At 34.2% G+C, this 15,461-nt stretch carries 18 protein-coding genes and 4 pseudogenes; 18 read left to right on the top strand and 4 right to left on the bottom strand.

Going from position 1 to position 15,461, the window contains the following annotated elements; translation table 11 throughout:
* The first annotated feature begins 175 nt into the window (after positions 1-175).
* Genes SMIDD28_RS06440 through SMIDD28_RS06430 form a run of 3 tightly spaced genes read left to right on the top strand, consistent with a single transcriptional unit; the run spans position 176 to position 2,610 of the window.
* Positions 176-514 (top strand): LytTR family DNA-binding domain-containing protein, encoded by a 339-nt coding sequence (locus SMIDD28_RS06440; protein ID WP_061425334.1) that lies wholly within the window; start codon positions 176-178, stop codon positions 512-514.
* A gap of 4 nt (positions 515-518) precedes the next feature.
* Positions 519-1,256, top strand: a complete 738-nt coding sequence (locus SMIDD28_RS06435) for a response regulator transcription factor (protein WP_061425333.1) — start codon at positions 519-521, stop codon at positions 1,254-1,256.
* Positions 1,257-1,269: 13 nt separating this feature from the next.
* On the top strand, positions 1,270-2,610 hold the full coding sequence (locus tag SMIDD28_RS06430) for a sensor histidine kinase (RefSeq protein WP_061425332.1): 1,341 nt from the start codon (positions 1,270-1,272) through the stop codon (positions 2,608-2,610).
* Between the two features lie 43 nt (positions 2,611-2,653).
* On the opposite strand, the gene blpC is transcribed toward SMIDD28_RS06430, so the two are convergent.
* Genes blpC through blpA form a run of 3 tightly spaced genes read right to left on the bottom strand, consistent with a single transcriptional unit; the run spans position 2,654 to position 6,391 of the window.
* Positions 2,654-2,809 carry a quorum-sensing system pheromone BlpC gene (blpC, locus tag SMIDD28_RS06425; protein WP_061425331.1) on the bottom strand — a complete coding sequence of 52 codons (156 nt, stop codon included), beginning with the start codon at positions 2,807-2,809 and terminating at the stop codon, positions 2,654-2,656.
* Positions 2,810-2,865: 56 nt separating this feature from the next.
* The gene (locus SMIDD28_RS06420; protein WP_061425330.1) at positions 2,866-4,227 is read right to left on the bottom strand and encodes a peptide export ABC transport accessory protein BlpB; all 1,362 of its coding nucleotides are present in this window, start codon (positions 4,225-4,227) and stop codon (positions 2,866-2,868) included.
* Between the two features lie 10 nt (positions 4,228-4,237).
* Entirely contained in the window at positions 4,238-6,391 is a 2,154-nt protein-coding gene (blpA, locus tag SMIDD28_RS06415) for a peptide cleavage/export ABC transporter BlpA (RefSeq protein ID WP_061425329.1), read from the bottom strand.
* Between the two features lie 280 nt (positions 6,392-6,671).
* Here blpA and SMIDD28_RS06410 point away from each other — a divergent pair, with 280 nt between their 5' ends.
* The 14 genes and pseudogenes from SMIDD28_RS06410 (at position 6,672) to SMIDD28_RS06350 (ending at position 14,546) form a co-directional block, all read left to right on the top strand.
* Complete coding sequence (locus tag SMIDD28_RS06410) at positions 6,672-6,899, top strand: Blp family class II bacteriocin (RefSeq protein WP_061425328.1); 228 nt, start codon at positions 6,672-6,674, stop codon at positions 6,897-6,899.
* A 140-nt stretch (positions 6,900-7,039) separates the two neighbouring features.
* Positions 7,040-7,414 carry a hypothetical protein gene (locus SMIDD28_RS06405; protein ID WP_001270579.1) on the top strand — a complete coding sequence of 125 codons (375 nt, stop codon included), beginning with the start codon at positions 7,040-7,042 and terminating at the stop codon, positions 7,412-7,414.
* A gap of 5 nt (positions 7,415-7,419) precedes the next feature.
* A complete protein-coding gene (locus SMIDD28_RS06400) occupies positions 7,420-7,638 on the top strand; it encodes a hypothetical protein (protein ID WP_000438254.1) in 219 nt (72 codons plus the stop codon).
* Positions 7,639-7,956: 318 nt separating this feature from the next.
* Positions 7,957-8,271 (top strand): annotated as a pseudogene (locus tag SMIDD28_RS12500) (immunity protein).
* A 161-nt stretch (positions 8,272-8,432) separates the two neighbouring features.
* Complete coding sequence (locus SMIDD28_RS06390) at positions 8,433-9,470, top strand: DUF6568 family protein (protein ID WP_061425327.1); 1,038 nt, start codon at positions 8,433-8,435, stop codon at positions 9,468-9,470.
* 387 nt (positions 9,471-9,857) lie between these two features.
* The gene (locus SMIDD28_RS12420) at positions 9,858-9,989 is read left to right on the top strand and encodes a hypothetical protein (RefSeq protein WP_269139752.1); all 132 of its coding nucleotides are present in this window, start codon (positions 9,858-9,860) and stop codon (positions 9,987-9,989) included.
* A gap of 379 nt (positions 9,990-10,368) precedes the next feature.
* Positions 10,369-10,560: a hypothetical protein gene (locus SMIDD28_RS12555; protein WP_416069022.1), complete on the top strand. Its 192-nt coding sequence runs from the start codon at positions 10,369-10,371 to the stop codon at positions 10,558-10,560.
* A gap of 194 nt (positions 10,561-10,754) precedes the next feature.
* Complete coding sequence (locus SMIDD28_RS12495) at positions 10,755-10,958, top strand: PncF family bacteriocin immunity protein (RefSeq protein ID WP_061425325.1); 204 nt, start codon at positions 10,755-10,757, stop codon at positions 10,956-10,958.
* 291 nt (positions 10,959-11,249) lie between these two features.
* Complete coding sequence (locus SMIDD28_RS11180; protein ID WP_081103239.1) at positions 11,250-11,414, top strand: hypothetical protein; 165 nt, start codon at positions 11,250-11,252, stop codon at positions 11,412-11,414.
* Positions 11,411-11,815, top strand: a complete 405-nt coding sequence (locus SMIDD28_RS06370; protein WP_061425324.1) for a hypothetical protein — start codon at positions 11,411-11,413, stop codon at positions 11,813-11,815. The genes SMIDD28_RS11180 and SMIDD28_RS06370 overlap by 4 nt, the downstream gene beginning before the upstream one ends.
* 58 nt (positions 11,816-11,873) lie before the next feature.
* Positions 11,874-12,122, top strand: a complete 249-nt coding sequence (gene blpZ, locus SMIDD28_RS06365) for an immunity protein BlpZ (RefSeq protein WP_061425323.1) — start codon at positions 11,874-11,876, stop codon at positions 12,120-12,122.
* A 30-nt stretch (positions 12,123-12,152) separates the two neighbouring features.
* Positions 12,153-12,506: pseudogene (locus tag SMIDD28_RS06360) on the top strand (CPBP family intramembrane glutamate endopeptidase); the annotation flags it as partial.
* Between the two features lie 92 nt (positions 12,507-12,598).
* The gene (locus tag SMIDD28_RS06355; protein WP_061425322.1) at positions 12,599-13,723 is read left to right on the top strand and encodes an AAA family ATPase; all 1,125 of its coding nucleotides are present in this window, start codon (positions 12,599-12,601) and stop codon (positions 13,721-13,723) included.
* Entirely contained in the window at positions 13,710-14,546 is an 837-nt protein-coding gene (locus SMIDD28_RS06350) for a hypothetical protein (RefSeq protein ID WP_061425321.1), read from the top strand. The genes SMIDD28_RS06355 and SMIDD28_RS06350 overlap by 14 nt, the downstream gene beginning before the upstream one ends.
* Before the next feature lie 208 nt (positions 14,547-14,754).
* On the opposite strand, the pseudogene SMIDD28_RS06345 reads toward SMIDD28_RS06350, so the two are convergent.
* Positions 14,755-15,291, bottom strand: a pseudogene (locus SMIDD28_RS06345) (transposase); the annotation flags it as partial.
* Positions 15,292-15,333: 42 nt separating this feature from the next.
* On the opposite strand from SMIDD28_RS06345, the pseudogene SMIDD28_RS12205 reads away from it, so the two are divergent.
* A pseudogene (locus tag SMIDD28_RS12205) lies at positions 15,334-15,459 on the top strand (IS630 family transposase); the annotation flags it as partial.
* Positions 15,460-15,461: the final 2 nt, after the last annotated feature.

The following is a 15,461-nucleotide window of genomic DNA, read 5'->3' as shown; positions in this document are numbered from 1 at the left end:
TAATTGTCCTTGAAATGTCTTGAATTGCGCTGAGTGAATTTTATGATAAAATAGTTGTAAGCTCATCATGATGTTGTAGAAAAATAGTCCTTTTAGGAGTTTTCAAAGACTGTTTAGGATCGGGTGCGCTTGTGTGAGAACTTTTCTGTTATTCTTTTCTTAGGAGGAGAATCCAATGAAACATATGATTATTCAGACACAGAAAACAGTCTATAAAGTAAACGTCGACGATATCTACTATATCCAAGCACATCCAACTAAAGCCCATACCGTACAGATTGTTACAAAAGAAGCTAGTTTTAATATGGTTCAAAATTTAAGTAATCTTGAGAACCAATATGGGGAAACCTTGATGAGATGTCATCGAAATTGTTTGGTTAATCTTGATAAATTAAAATCGATTGATTTTCAAGAAAGAATCCTTTTTCTTGGAGAAGAAGGTCAATACGCTGTCAAGTATGCCAGACGTCGCTATAGAGAAATTCGTCAAAAATGGTTGAAAGAAGGAGAGTAAGAAGATGAGAATATTTGTTTTAGAAGATGATTTTTCCCAACAGACTAGGATTGAAACGACGATTGAGAAACTTTTGAAGGAACATCATATCATTCCTAGCTCTTTTGAGGTCTTTGGCAAGCCAGATCAACTGCTAGCAGAGGTGCATGAGAAGGGAGCTCATCAGCTATTCTTTTTGGATATTGAGATTCGAAATGAGGAGATGAAGGGTCTGGAAGTGGCTAGAAAGATTCGGGATCGAGACCCCTATGCCCTGATTGTCTTTGTGACGACTCACTCGGAGTTTATGCCCCTGTCCTTTCGCTATCAGGTGTCTGCTCTGGACTACATTGATAAGGCCCTTTCAGCAGAGGAGTTTGAATCTCGTATTGAGACAGCCCTTCTCTATGCCAATGGTCAAGATAGTAAAAGTCTGGCGGAAGATTGCTTTTACTTTAAATCAAAATTTGCCCAATTCCAGTATCCTTTTAAAGAGGTTTACTATCTCGAAACGTCTCCCAGAGCCCATCGTGTTATTCTCTATACCAAGACAGACAGGCTGGAATTTACAGCGAGTTTAGAGGAGGTTTTTAAGCAGGAACCCCGTCTCTTGCAGTGCCACCGCTCCTTTCTCATCAATCCTGCAAATGTGGTGCATTTGGATAAGAAAGAAAAACTCCTTTTCTTTCCCAATGGTGGAAGTTGTCTGATCGCGCGTTATAAGGTCAGGGAAGTGTCTGAAGCCATCAATAAATTACACTGAGCTAGGAGAGTTTATGAATATTGCTTGGATATTATTATATATACTTATTACTAATGGGCTAGAAATTGTCATTTTCTTTAAGGTAGATGGAATTGGTCTCACTTTTGAGAGGATTTTTAAGGCCTTTCTTTTTAGGATACTGTTGGCCTTTGTTTTTGTAATGATTAGCCATATAGTAGGAAATACTTACCTATCTTATTTCACGACTCCCTTGTACGGCATAGGCTTGTCTTTCTTATTGTTAAGAGGGATCCCTAAAAAACTCCTTTTCTTTTATGGTCTCTTTCCAATGATATTGGTGAATCTCTTTTATAGAGGTCTTTCTTATTTTGTGCTTCCATTTTTGGGACAAGGGCAAGTACATGATGATTACTCTTTGATTTGGTTGTGTATAATAATTTTCAATTTCTTCATTTCTCTAGCCTTTTTGAAATGGTTGGACTATGATTTCACTAGCTTGAGAAGGGAGATTCTAGATAAAGCCTTTCAAAAGTCCCTGACTAAAATTAACTGGATAATGGGGGCTTACTATTTGGTGATACAAACTCTGTCTTACTTTGAATATGAGCAAGGTATTCAATCAAAGACTATTCGCCATCTCATCCTAGTCTTTTACCTCCTCTTTTTTATGGGGGTTATCAAGAAATTGGATACCTATTTGAAGGACAAACTCCGTGAGAGACTGGACCAAGAGCAGGCCTTGCGCTATAGAGATATGGAACGCTATAGTCGGCAGATAGAGGAACTTTACAAGGAAGTACGGAGCTTTCGCCATGACTACACCAACCTCTTGACCAGCTTACGTCTGGGCATTGAAGAGGAGGATATGGAGCAGATAAAAGAGGTCTACGATTCGGTCTTAAAGGATTCTAGTGAAAAATTGCAGGATAATAAATATGACCTTGGACGATTGGTAAATGTTCGTGACCGTGCCCTCAAAAGTCTTCTAGCAGGGAAATTTCTAAAAGCCAGAGATAAGAACATTGTATTTAATGTCGAAGTTCCTGAGGAGATTCAGGTCGAGGGGATGAGCTTGCTTGACTTTCTAACCATTGTGTCTATCCTTTGTGACAACGCTATTGAAGCCAGTGCAGAGGCTAGTCAACCTCATGTTTCAATCGCCTTTTTAAAAAATGGAGCACAGGAGACCTTCATCATCGAAAATTCCATCAAAGAAGAGGGGATAGATATTTCTGAGATTTTCTCCTTTGGAGTTAGTTCTAAAGGGGAGGAGAGAGGTGTCGGTCTCTATACCGTTATGAAGATTGTGGAAAGTTATCCCAATGCCAGTTTAAATACTACCTGCCAAAATCAAGTCTTTCGTCAGGTGCTTACTATGATACCTACAGAATGATGAAAAAATAAGACCGAGAGTTCTTGTTACTCGGTCTTATTTTTTATAGTTGTATTGGATGATGAAGTCCTTTCGTATTGTTATGCTTAATTATATTAAGGTCGTATAAGATATCTTCCCACCATCCTCCACCTGTAATTTGGTTGAGTTCGGTAGTTGTTAGTTCTTGAAATGAAGTTAGGTTTTGCTTCTTATCCATGTTACAATTCTCCTTTTTGATAAGATAATAAATAGTTATAGAGTGTTATCTGAAAATTAATCAGAATGGGTTAAAATTTTATCTTTGAAATAATCAAAATATGTTTTCTTTGCAGTTACACTAGTGACGCGACCTTGTAAGCCGTATTGGATGAGTTTACTATCCTCATTAGATAGTTTTGCAAGAGCGGTTAATTTAAAGAGATTTCCTTGCTCTGTTCTGGTAGGAGTTTGATCAATTGTCTGAAGTTGACCGATGATGGTAATGCCGTGATTTCCAATCTTCTCCAGTTTTAATCTTACAGTTTGTCCTTTATCCAGTAGAGGTAGATAGTCAGAAGATACGTAGTAAGTGATTAGTACTTCTCTTGTATCTGTGATGATAGGGAATATTTGAGCAATTTCTGTACCAGTTGGAATTCTATTTTTACCTTCAAATTCGCTGTTCAGATGAACGATACCTTTACTTGGGGCGGTTAAGGTATTGTTTTCCAAACGCTGTGTTGCTTGATCTAGTTGTACTTTTAATTCTGTTAATTGATTTTCCACGGTTAGTTGTTGCTGAGAAGCTGTTTGTAAAAACTGAGTGCGGAGTACTTCAATTTTGGTTGCTAAACTATTATCATAAGTTGCTACACTTCCGATACCAGCTTGCTGAATTTTGAGGCTTGCGATAGATGATTCAAGACTTGCAACGTTTTGATTAATTTGAGATAAAAACGGCTCCTCTGCAGTTCCTTGTGTTTGTCCTTGTGAGGCTACAAGATAACGATTCAAAATTGACTGGTGTGGATTGCCAGTTGGTAAGCGAGCCCTTTTATTTATGATAGCATCTCTCAACTCTTGATATTCTCCAATTTGTTGTTGAACTTTTGTAATTTCTTGTTCGATGGCTGATGAACTGCTATTGGCAAGATTAGCTTGATTTGAAACCTCAGTGTTAGTCTTTGTGATACCCAGTTCAATATCATGAGCTTGTTTAGTAAAATTCATAAAGGTATTATGGTAGCCAAATTCATCCTCGCCAGAAAAAAGATCAGTCGCTGTTTCTAAGCTTTGCTTCAAAATTCCAAGTCCTTCTTTTTGCTTCTCAAGTCTTTGTAATTGAGTTTCTAAGGCAGTTTTCTGACTTTCTTCTATTGTTTCAGAGTATTTGATGAGTAAGTCACCTTTTTCAACTACTTGATTTGCCACTAAATGATTAGCAAGGATAGGATTATCACTGGTTGACTGAATGGATGCAATGACACTTGTAGGGGTGATTTCTCCTTGGGAAGTGACAGTAATTTCTTTTGTGGCAACGAGGGAGAAAATCAAGATGAAAGTAAACAGTAATGAAAGAGGTATGATTAATACTGTCGCATAGTTATGGTAACGTCTCTGATAAAACTCGACGCTTCTAAAAAGATTAGGATTCATGACATTCTCCTTATTTATTGAATAGATGATGGTAGAAACCTTGCGCCTGCATTAACTCTTGGTGACTACCAACTTCAATGATTTTCCCCTGGTCAAGAACAATGACACGGTTGGTTCGTTCGGCTATACTGAGACGATGGGCTACAAAGAGAATGGTTTTATCAGTTAGGGACATAAGATTATCTATAACTTTTTTCTCAGTCAAGACATCAAGACCGCTAGTAGCTTCATCTAGTATTAAAACAGGAGATTTAGTTAAAAGAGCACGAGCGAGGGCTATTCGTTGCTTTTGTCCTCCTGATAGACCAGCTCCATCAGAGAGCTGAGTTTGATAGCCCATAGGCATTCTTTCAATGTCTTGACGGATTTCAGCTAATTCACAAGCTCTTAGAATATCTTCTTGGCTAATCGTATTATTACCGCCCAAGGTTAAATTTTCCAATATAGATCCATTAAAGATATAGGCTTGTTGGGGTAGGTAATTAATATGACGGCGCAAGACTTTTTTATCAATGTTTTTAATATCCTGATGATTGATGGAAATATGTCCTTTGTAGGGTTCAAAGAAATTGACAATCATTTTGGCTAAAGTTGTTTTACCAGAACCACTAACTCCAACTAGGCTAACCTTATCTCCTTGTTTAATCGTGAGATTAATATCTGTTAAGGTATCTCGTCCAAAACCATACTTATAAGAAAGGTCATCAAATTCAATATCGCCCATCAAAAAATGTGAATGAACAGGGTTTTCTTGAACTTGAAATTCAGATTCGACTAGATAGACTTCGTTCAAACGGTTATTAGCGACCTTCGCAGATTGGAGTTTGGTTTGGAGGTTGATAATATTTTCCATAGGAGTTGTAAAGTAAGAAAGAAGTGTGTTAAAGGTAATCAGCTGACCGATAGAAATTTTACTTGACATGACTAATTGAGCGCCAAACCATAGGATAAGGATATTCAGAACTAATTTTGTTCCCTGCTTTAAACTCGTTTGTAAAATAGAATATTTACTGAGCTTAAAGGATTTTTCCAAATAATCTACAAATTCGCTGTCTATATTTTGATAGCGATTTTCTTCACTCGTGAGCGACTTTATAGTTTCAATCCCGTTGATATCTTCGATAATGGCAGAGCTAACCATAGAATTACTTTGCATGACATCATGGTTCATTTTTTCGAAAGGCTTCATAAAAGAAAAGATGATGAACATGTATATAGGAATAGAAATAAGAGAAAGAAGGAAGAGATTAGGGTTTTGTGCCAGTAAGACGCCTCCTACAAGAATCAGAATAGAAACATCCAGAAAAAGAGAAAGAATGGTAGAGGCCAAGGCATCTATAATAGAGTTAGCATCTGTGAACCGTGAAATGATTTCTCCTGTACGACGTGTTGCAAAGAAAGACATAGGAAGTTCAAAAATATGGCGAATATAGGATAAAATCACATCAATACTTAATCTCTGACTCAGAACAGTTAGGAGATAATCTCTGGAGAAACCCATGACTTGTTGGAGGATATAGGTAATAACCAGACCAACTGAGATGATTCCTAAAGTTGATTTCATCTGATTTGGGATGTATTCATCCAAGATTCCTTGAAGATAATAAGAACCACCTATATTGATAATCGTGACCAATAAGCTTGAGAGAACAATGTAAGCAATGAGAGATTTTTGTTTGAAAATCAGAGGAAGGAAGCTTAGTAGACCATTCTTTTTATCTTTATGGGGTTGATAGCTAGGTTTGGGAGCTAGAAAAATAGCTACTCCAGTCCATTCAGAGAAAAAGCGTTCTTTTGACATTTTGGTGATTTTTACAGAAGGGTCAGGATCACCAATAACCAGATAGTCTTTCTTTGTTTGATAGACAACATAGTAATGTTGGAGTTTTCCTTCTTTGTTAACGTGAACGATAAATGGATAGGGGACATCACTCATGTCAAATAGCGTTTTATCTGCTTGAACAGGTCTTGTTTCAAAGCCCATTTCATCAGCGGCTTTTACAATGCCAAGAGCAGTCGTTCCTTCTTTATTGGTCTTTGCAAGTTCTCTCAAGTGAGCTAGAGAAAAATCTGAACCATAGAATTTAGCAATCGAGGCTAAGGCAGCAACACCGCAGTCTCTAGCATCTATTTGAGGAACAAATGTACGTTTATAAGAAGTCATTGGCAATTCCTTTCATATAGTAGATAGGTATATTATGTCATAAAAATAGGTTCATATTTTATGAAATCTTGAATAGTCATTGAAACTTCCTGAATGGTAAAAAAGTGATTAGAAATTATCTTTAAAAAAAATTTAGAGGTGGTTTTAAATAAAAAAGCTAATTTAAGACGTTTCGATGACAATTCAAGATTTGGATGAAAAAAATTAATAAACGGTGATATACTAAACTTGTCAAGGTTGCAACAAGACAAAAATTAAAAATAAAAAGGAGGTATTCATCATGAATACAAAAACAATGTCACAATTTTCTGTTATGGATAATGAAATGCTTGCTTGCGTTGAAGGTGGAGATGAAGTAGGGGCTGGAGAAGTTGTTCAAGCATTGGGAATTTGTACAATAGGAGGTGCAGCTCTGGGGAGTGTTATCCCAGTTGTGGGAACTTTTGCTGGAGGGATTTTAGGAGCACAGTTCTGTACAGCAGTTTGGGGAGCTTTGAGGGCAAGTTAAATTTTTAGGGATATAGCAGATTAAAATATAATAGTAACAAATTGATTAAGAGATTTAAAGCAATTTCTAAAAATGCTTTAAAAACGACATTGTGCGATGCTAGATTCAATTTACTATAGTAGTAAAAGGAGGTGATTTATATGAGATACAGGTTATTTCTTGTTATTTTCTTGAGTAGTACGTTGGATATTCTTTTAGGGACATTTTTGAAAATCTCTAATGTATCGATTGGGTGGCTTGTTCTCTACAGTGGCTTGTTTGAAGCAGGAGTTTTCCTTCTTACTAATAAAGGTTTGGCGGTAAAAATCAAGGAAGCAGACATTCAAAATCGCTTTAAATTTATTTTTGGAAAAACGGTATGGTTTCAAATCCTTTTGCTCATCTTTTTGATTTTCAAACTTTATCTTGGTTTGGATGCGAAGATGATTTTATTCTATGGCCATGTTTTCATTATTTTTAATGTTTTAATCTATCTTTTATCTACTAGCCAAATTAATTTAACAAAGAAAGTGTGAAAATAATGGAACAATCAGTAAATAATTTCATCATTTTACCTGATGAAAAACTAACAACGATAACAGCTGGTGATAAACAACTTGCAGACAGATTTTTAAGTGGAGTAGGCGGTGCAGTTGAGGGGATTTCGCTTTGTATGGAGACAATCCCTTTCCCAACTCCTCAGATTTATTTGATTTGCGCAGCAGGTGGAGCGGCAGCTTCGTTTTTATGGCCACATTAGAGAAACCCGATTATTCATAAATAACACAAAAAAGCATCCAGAATCGATATGAAACCAAGGATTCTAGATGCTTTTCTCTTTTCCCCTATTGGGTGCTGTTTTTACTGGATAAAAAGGAGTTTCTCCTTTATGATATAAGTGCAAAAAATAAAAACAAAGGAAACTTCAATGCACAGTATATCAAATAAGTCTACGAAAAACAATACTTTATCACACTTTTCTTTCGATGGTGGAAATCTGACCAATCAAGCTGGTCTTCTGCTCTTCAAAGAACTCTTCACAAAGTTGAATCTAAAAGAAATTATTTCAAAACACCTTGTGACCGATAATAAACGATGCTATTATCACTATTTGGATGCCGATATTGTCATCCAATTTCTTTGAGTGATTATCAACTTGGTTTTTATCTTAGTTACTGTTAGGATAAGAGAGTTTGAAGATGATGATTTGGTTAGTCCTAGAACCAATCAACTTATATTCATCGGCTTGACAGGATTGATGTCTATTATTTGTTTGTATAGAAGTATCACAGCAGGAAAATTATACCAACAATTAATCGCTTATATTGGTGACATTCTCTGCTTGCTTATCATGCTTCTGCTTATGTGGGGCTTGAAGTATTATAAAAAGTAGAGCTTAATGAAGTATAAAGGGATAAGTGTTTTCGAAATACTTACCCTTTTATAATGAATTTTTTTGCAATTCAAGATGTTTCGATGACCATTTAAGATTTATATGAATTTGTAATCTTAAATAAGGTAAGATAAAGATAACAAATGTAAAGGAGTATTCTTATGAAGAATCAAAAGATAAAATCGCTATTACTTGTACCACTTGTATTTGCATCTATTACTACGGGTGTTGTATATGCAGAAGAGCAGCCTACTACTTCATCTATCCAGACGAATCCTAGTTCTGTTGTGGCACCAGATTTGCCATCGGCTAAGGAAAAGGTGGAGCATAAACCTTCTGTTGTAACCCCAGAAGAGTATGAGAAGAATGTTACGGACTTTAAAAAGATAGATATTGAAGCTGTACGTCAATCTTTTACAGAGGATCAATTGGAACATACTATTTATTTTGGTAGAAAAACTTGCTCTCATTGTCGTCAATTTTCTCCTGAATTGAAAGAATTTAATAACTTGATTGAAAAGAAGTTAGAGTATTATGATTTGGATGGTAAGGATTTTGATGGGGAAGCGAGAGAGTTTCTATTTAAAAAAGTCGGTATTCCAGGAACACCAACAATTTTGTATTTAAAAAATGGACATCCGATATCTGGATGGGTTGGTGGCGGAGCAACTGCACAACAGGTGTATGATTATATGTACTCGAGAAACTCACCTAAGCAAACGGAGACAGTGAAATCTTCTGAGGAAACAGTAACTGAAAGTGTCCGTGATGAGAATACTAGAAGTGACAGCATGAATATTAGTGATAAAGTTGTAAGTGACAGCAAAGGTATGAGTGATGAAAAAAGAACTGAAATGAAAATATCCAATGCTAATCCCAATTCTAATAGTGAAAATAGTGGGAAAGTGGAGAGTACAAACTCAACTTCTGAAGCTAAAACTACTCAATCTGACAATTTAGCAATGTTAGACAATAAGAATCAATTGGAAACTCCCAAACCTATTTTTGATGTTGCTCAAGAAAATAAAACTCCTTCAACTGATGTTAAGGGGACTGATTATGTAAGCAAATCTATTACTTCGAATGAAAAATTATTACCGAAAACAGGAGAGGAAGAAAGTTACCAACTGATTCGGCTAGCTGTCGCATTTTTTATGGCTTCTATAATGATTAAAGTGAAACAAAAAATTCATAAATAAAAATAGATAGTAAACAGGGGCAATGATATTATTTGTTTGTAATAACATATAGCTAACATTTGCCTATAGACAAGAGTGAGAAAATAGGTGTATTTATTTTATATATAAAAGATTATAATTGTATATGAAATGAATGGTAAAAGGTAAAGTATTTCCGAAATACTTTCTTTTTCGATTATTTTAACGCCTCAAGATGTTTTGATGACTATTTATGATTTGGATGGAAAATTTCAAAGAATAGTGGTATACTAACCTTGTTAAGGTTGTAGCCGAAAGTGGAATACCAACTCTTATAGGATTAAATAGTAGTTAATGCATAGGTAAAAAAGCATGGTAAATAGTTAGTATTAGCTGAAGTAGAAAATCGAAAATGAAGGGAAAATTATCATGAGTAAGAATAGTAGAACAGAAAAAGCTAGAGTAACAGAAAGTGCAGATTTTGGAGCATATTTTTTAATTTTAGCAGTTGTAGCCGTCGGGGCGCTTGCTTATTTTTCAGAAGATTTTGGGCCAAGGTGAGCAAAAGTTATAGAAATAGTCGGAGCGCCGTTTTCTTTAGGTTTAGGTTTTTTTGCTTTTGATAAAGGTTTTGAAATGCTGAACGATTATAAAGAAAATAAAAGAAAAGAAGACGAAGAGGAAGAAAAAAACAATGTTTCAATTTTCAGAAGCTAACAGTTAAAGTTTGTCTTTGTCCAGTTTGACTTTTACCATAGTATATGAGGTATATTAAATGAATAAGAAATCCTTTTTTATCATCTGTTCTACGTTGATCATAGCATCGAATCTTCTCATGATTTCCGTGGTGAACAAGGGAGAAGAAACAGGGGGCAACCTGTTTGTGATTGCTATAGCCTGTGTTATGTTACCATCATTCTTATATGCGGTTGAGAACCGAATGACTTCATTAATTCGGACAAGGTCAGTAGCTTTACTCTTATTGACAGTATTGTCTTTAGTCCGTCTTGTCAACAGAATAGAGAGGACGCCTGAAATTCTCAACATTATCATTACCCTCCTGGCTTTGGCAGGTGGGACAGCCTGTATCCTTGTTGCAATCATGAGAATCTATGAGAACAGACGGAAGTAAGGGTGAATCGTTTTCGATTATTGTTAAATTCCCATAGGGCAAGTATGTTTTCATGCTTGCTTTTTTAAATTTTTTACAATTCAAGATGTTTTGATGACCATTTGTGATTTGGATGGAAAATTTTAAAAAATAGTAGTATACTAACCTTATTAAGGTTGTAATAGGACGAAAGTAAAAAGAGGTATTCCTCGTGAATGCAAAAACAATTTTACAATTGGCTATTATGCTTGCTTAAAGGTTTGAGCTTGTATGTAGAGGAGCTGTACTTGGAGGTAATTATGGATTTCAAAAGTTTTCTTATTGCTTTTGTTGTTAGTATGTTTGTTTCTTTTATTACTTCTTTAATTAGGAAAAAATTTTTAAAATCTCCAAAGAAGAATAAAGATAGATCTAATTAGATAAAGAGATTTTTTATCGCTAGTTTAATCTACAGTGGAGTTTCTTTAATATTGTTTCGCCTGTTAAAATGATATGTGATAGCAGGATAAAAATCTACAAATTAAGTTGGTATCAATATGGTGTAAAGGGCAAGTATGTCTTTCATGCTTGCTTTTTAAATTTTTTAACAATTCAAGATGTTTTGATGACCATTTATGATTTGAGTGATCCAAGGTCAAAATGAGTGCTATACTAGCAGTGTAAAGGTTGTAGCTCAACTAAGATAAAGCATACATTTAGGAGGAAATCTTATGAAGAAAAAAATACTGATTATTTTCGTTTTGTATTTAATCATGTCCATCTTTCTTTATCCGCTTAGGGAAAGTATTTGGTATCAGCTATTTTATACTATAGCCTATATGATTGCGGTTATAATCTATCTTGCTTTAACTAAAAAGAAAGGAGCAAAGAAATGAAAACTTTTCTTGCTAAAAAACGGAACATCTTTCTTGCAAGATTGTTCCTAGGTCAGTTGCCCTTACTTGTATCTACTTATCTATTTCTATCTCGTCAGTTTTTAACTTTTTCATTGGTTTTCCAATTTCTTTTAGTGGTTATTAATTTGGCTTCTATTTTGGTCACTGTTTACCTCACTAGGGAAATGAGGATAAGAAAGTTTGAAGATGATGATTTAGTTAGTCCTAGAACCAATCAACTCATGTATATTGGTTTAACAGGTTTTATGTCTATTATCTGTTTGTATAGAGGTATCACAGCAGGAGAATCCTATCAACAACTAATCGCTTACATTGGCGCTATTCTCTGCTTGCTTATCATGCTTCTGCTCATTTGGGGCTTGAAGTATTATAAAAAGTAGAGGAAGAGCTTTCTTCTTAATCTGCGCTTAGTCCACAGTCTGGCAAGAGGAGGTCATCATGTATAAACACTTATTTTTCCTAGATTCCAAAACCTTAGACTGGTTGACACCCTATATTCTGGTCTTGGCTTCTGACACCATTGCTTTTAATGTTTTTGTGCTAACCTTTGTATCTGTTGTGGCCTTTTATTTCCTAAATCCCATGCTATCTTTAATGGCTATCTTCTTAGGGGGTGGTTATGTGGTCGGATTTTGGTTACTCAAATGGTTTGTTTTAGAAAGGCTAGAACTAAAGGATGACTTGTAGGGAAGTCTGTTTGTTGAGGAGGATAGTTTTATAGAGTTTTTTGATAAATTTCATGCCTTATGCTTTGGATTTTTAGTACTACTAATCGTCATTACAGTTCCTTATACGATTAACCATGGGGATTTTTTTCAAAATGAGCCTGCACTGATTATTGTAAGTCTTCTTGTAACCTCGATGAGTGTCGCTTATGCTAGACAGTTTGAAATGATTTCTTTTGGGATGTTAAGCAAGAAACAACTCTTGCTCTTCATTGAAATCTTTCTTCTAAGTCTGCTTGAGACGCTAGTTTATATTCATTTCTTCGCTATTTCTTCTGGCGCAGGAGTTCAACACTTGGCGGAAGTCAGCAGAGGAATTTCCCTGTCTTTGATTTTGATGCTAAGCTGGATTCTAGAAAATAGCTAAAATTCTTTGACAATTGGATTATTCTTTAGTATTATAGAGTCGGTGTAAAAAAATTACACTAAGGAGGAAACATGATTAAAACATTTAAAGTTAAAGGTTTTAAGAATTTTAAAGATGAATTAATCTTCGATTTTACCTCAGGGAATTACGAATATAATACTGATGCAATTCAAGATAACCTTGTTAAAGATTCACTAATCTATGGAGATAACGCCAGCGGGAAATCCAATTTAGGCTTGGCTCTTATGGATATAGTTTCACATTTGACAGATAAACATATTAGAAGAGAAGAATATGATAAACATTACTTAAATTTAGACAGTGATATAGATATAGCAGAATTTGAATATACTTTTCAGTTTGATAAGGATGAACTTATATATAGATATAAGAAATCTAGCTTTCTAAGATTAGTAGAAGAAATTGTTTTGATTAATGGAACTCCAGTAATAGACTCTCGTCAAAAAAATGAGAGAGAAAAAGCAACCTTGAAAGGTACCGAGCATCTAACATTTGATTTTGATACTGAGGATCTATCGTTAGTTAAATATATTAGGAATAATACCGCATTAAATCCTAAGACAGATAAAAATGTTGAAGTATTTTTACTTTTTATGGATTTTGTCAATAGAATGCTATCTTTTGATTCGCTGGACGGAAACAGGTATAGAGGTTTTAAAACAGGTTCGGAATCCATTGCCTCAGCAATTATTGAGACTGGAAACCTTAGTAACTATAATCAATTTTTAAAAGATTTAGGTATAGATTATAATCTATTTGAAAAAGAGGTTGATGGAGAAAAACAGATTTATGTGAAATTTGACTCAGGCAAGGAAGTAGAGTTTTGGGGCATTATGTCTAAAGGGACTAGATCACTAACACTTTTCTTTTATTGGTATTTATCGTTTGAAAAAGAAGTTCGTTTTGTTTTTATGGATGAATTTGATGCATATTTTCATAATGATGTTTCTCGTGAAATTATTAAAAGATTAATAAAAATACCATCTCTCCAATTAGTTATAACAACACATAATACCACTAATATGTCTAATACTTTATTACGACCAGATTGTTATTACATCATTGAAGATAATGAAATATCTAGTCTTTCAAATAAAACAGATATGGTTATAAGAAAAACACAAAATTTAGAGAAAATGTACAGAACAGGGTTCTTTGCTGATGTCAAAAACTAAAAGAATACTATTTATTACTGAGGGCAAAAAACCGGATACAAAATTCGTGAAATCGGTTTGCAATTTTCAAAGTGACTTTTTTTCTCATAAAATTGATTATGAAATAGTCATTTTTTCTACAAACATTTATTTCTTATATAATAAATTAAAAGAAAACCAATATGAACAAACAGTAGAACATATTTGTGAATTATCTGATGGGGAATTTGAATATACTAGCGAGGACTTCTCTTTAATTTATCTCTTTTTCGATTTAGATGCCCAACACTATAAAGAAGATAAAAAAGATAAAGATGTAGAAAAAATATATAACGAAATATATAACAAAATTGAGGAGATGTTAAACTTATTTGATAATGCAACCGAAAATGGTAAACTTTTTTTAAGTTATCCTATGGTGGAAGCCAATAATTACTTTCATGAAAGATTTATAAATTGTGATAGTATTAATCTTATTACATACCCTGTGTTTAGCGATGTTCACTTTAAAGATGAGTGTAAGATTTTTATTAAAGAAAATGGTCCATTTCAAATTAGAATGAAAGATAAAAATCAAATTTGGCTTAGTTTGATTCTTTATACAACTTATATATTATTTTATTTAAAAATCAATTCATTTATTCAAGAGGGGACTATAGATTCTAAAGACATATTTTTAAAGCAGTATAACGACTTTATATTACCTCTTGAACGAGTATTGTTACTTAGTGCATTTCCTCAATATTTACTTGATTTTTATGGAGTTGAAAGATTTATAGATAATGAACGACTGCAAATGTTATTAAAAAATGAAGTTGCTATGGAGATTACCCATGTTGGATAATTTTAGCTATGTTGAAAATTCTAAATTTTTACATTATTCACTTTTATTGTCACCTCCCAAAATAATAGATTTTCTATATCTTGTAGTCAAACACAGATAGTCGATAGGTGAATTTTTGAATTATCTAGTTTTTGTGTGAGACAATATAATTATTTTAGCATTTCGTAAAATTTTTGGCTCTTTGTCAACTGTAGTGGGTTGAAGTCAGCTAAGATCTAGAAAGGACAAATTTCGTCCTTTCTTTTTTGATATTTAGAGCGATGAAAATCCGTTTTTTGAAGTTTTCAAAGTTCCGAAAACCAAAGGCATTTCGCTTGATAAGTTTAATGAGATTATTAGTCGCCTCCAATTTGGCGTTAGAATAGGGTAGTTGAAGAGCGTTGACAATCTTTTCTTTATCCTTGAGGAAGGTTTTAAAGATAGTCTGAAAAAGAGGATGAACCTGCTTAAGATTGTCCTCAATAAGTCCGAAAAATTTGTCAGGCTCCGTATTCTGAAAGTGAAAAAGCAAGAGTTGATAGAGATGATAGTGGTGTTTCAAGTCTTCTTAATAGCTCAAAAGCTTGTCTAGAATTTCTTTATTCGTCAAGTGCATACGAAAAGTAGGACGATAAAATCGTTTATCACTCAATTTACGACTATCCTGCTGAATGAGTTTCCAGTAGCGTTTAATAGCCTTGTATTCATGAGATATTCTATCGAATTGATTCATGATTTGGACACGAACACGACTCATAGCACGGCTGCTACTATCCTAAAATCAAAAAAACATCTTATAATGGTAGTTATGAAACTTACAAACGAAGAAATACAGAAAATTGCAAAACTCCTAAGAGATTCATCGTACGCCAAATATCACAAACGTCTACAGATTATTTATTTTCGCTCAAAAGGAAAGAGTTATAAGGAAGTTAC

Origin of the sequence: Streptococcus mitis, assembly GCF_001579045.1 — a bacterium.
In the GTDB taxonomy this organism is placed as follows: Bacteria; Bacillota; Bacilli; order Lactobacillales; family Streptococcaceae; genus Streptococcus; species Streptococcus mitis_D.
The sequence above is the reverse complement of the archived record's forward strand: the minus strand, read 5'-3'. Positions and strand labels throughout refer to the sequence as shown.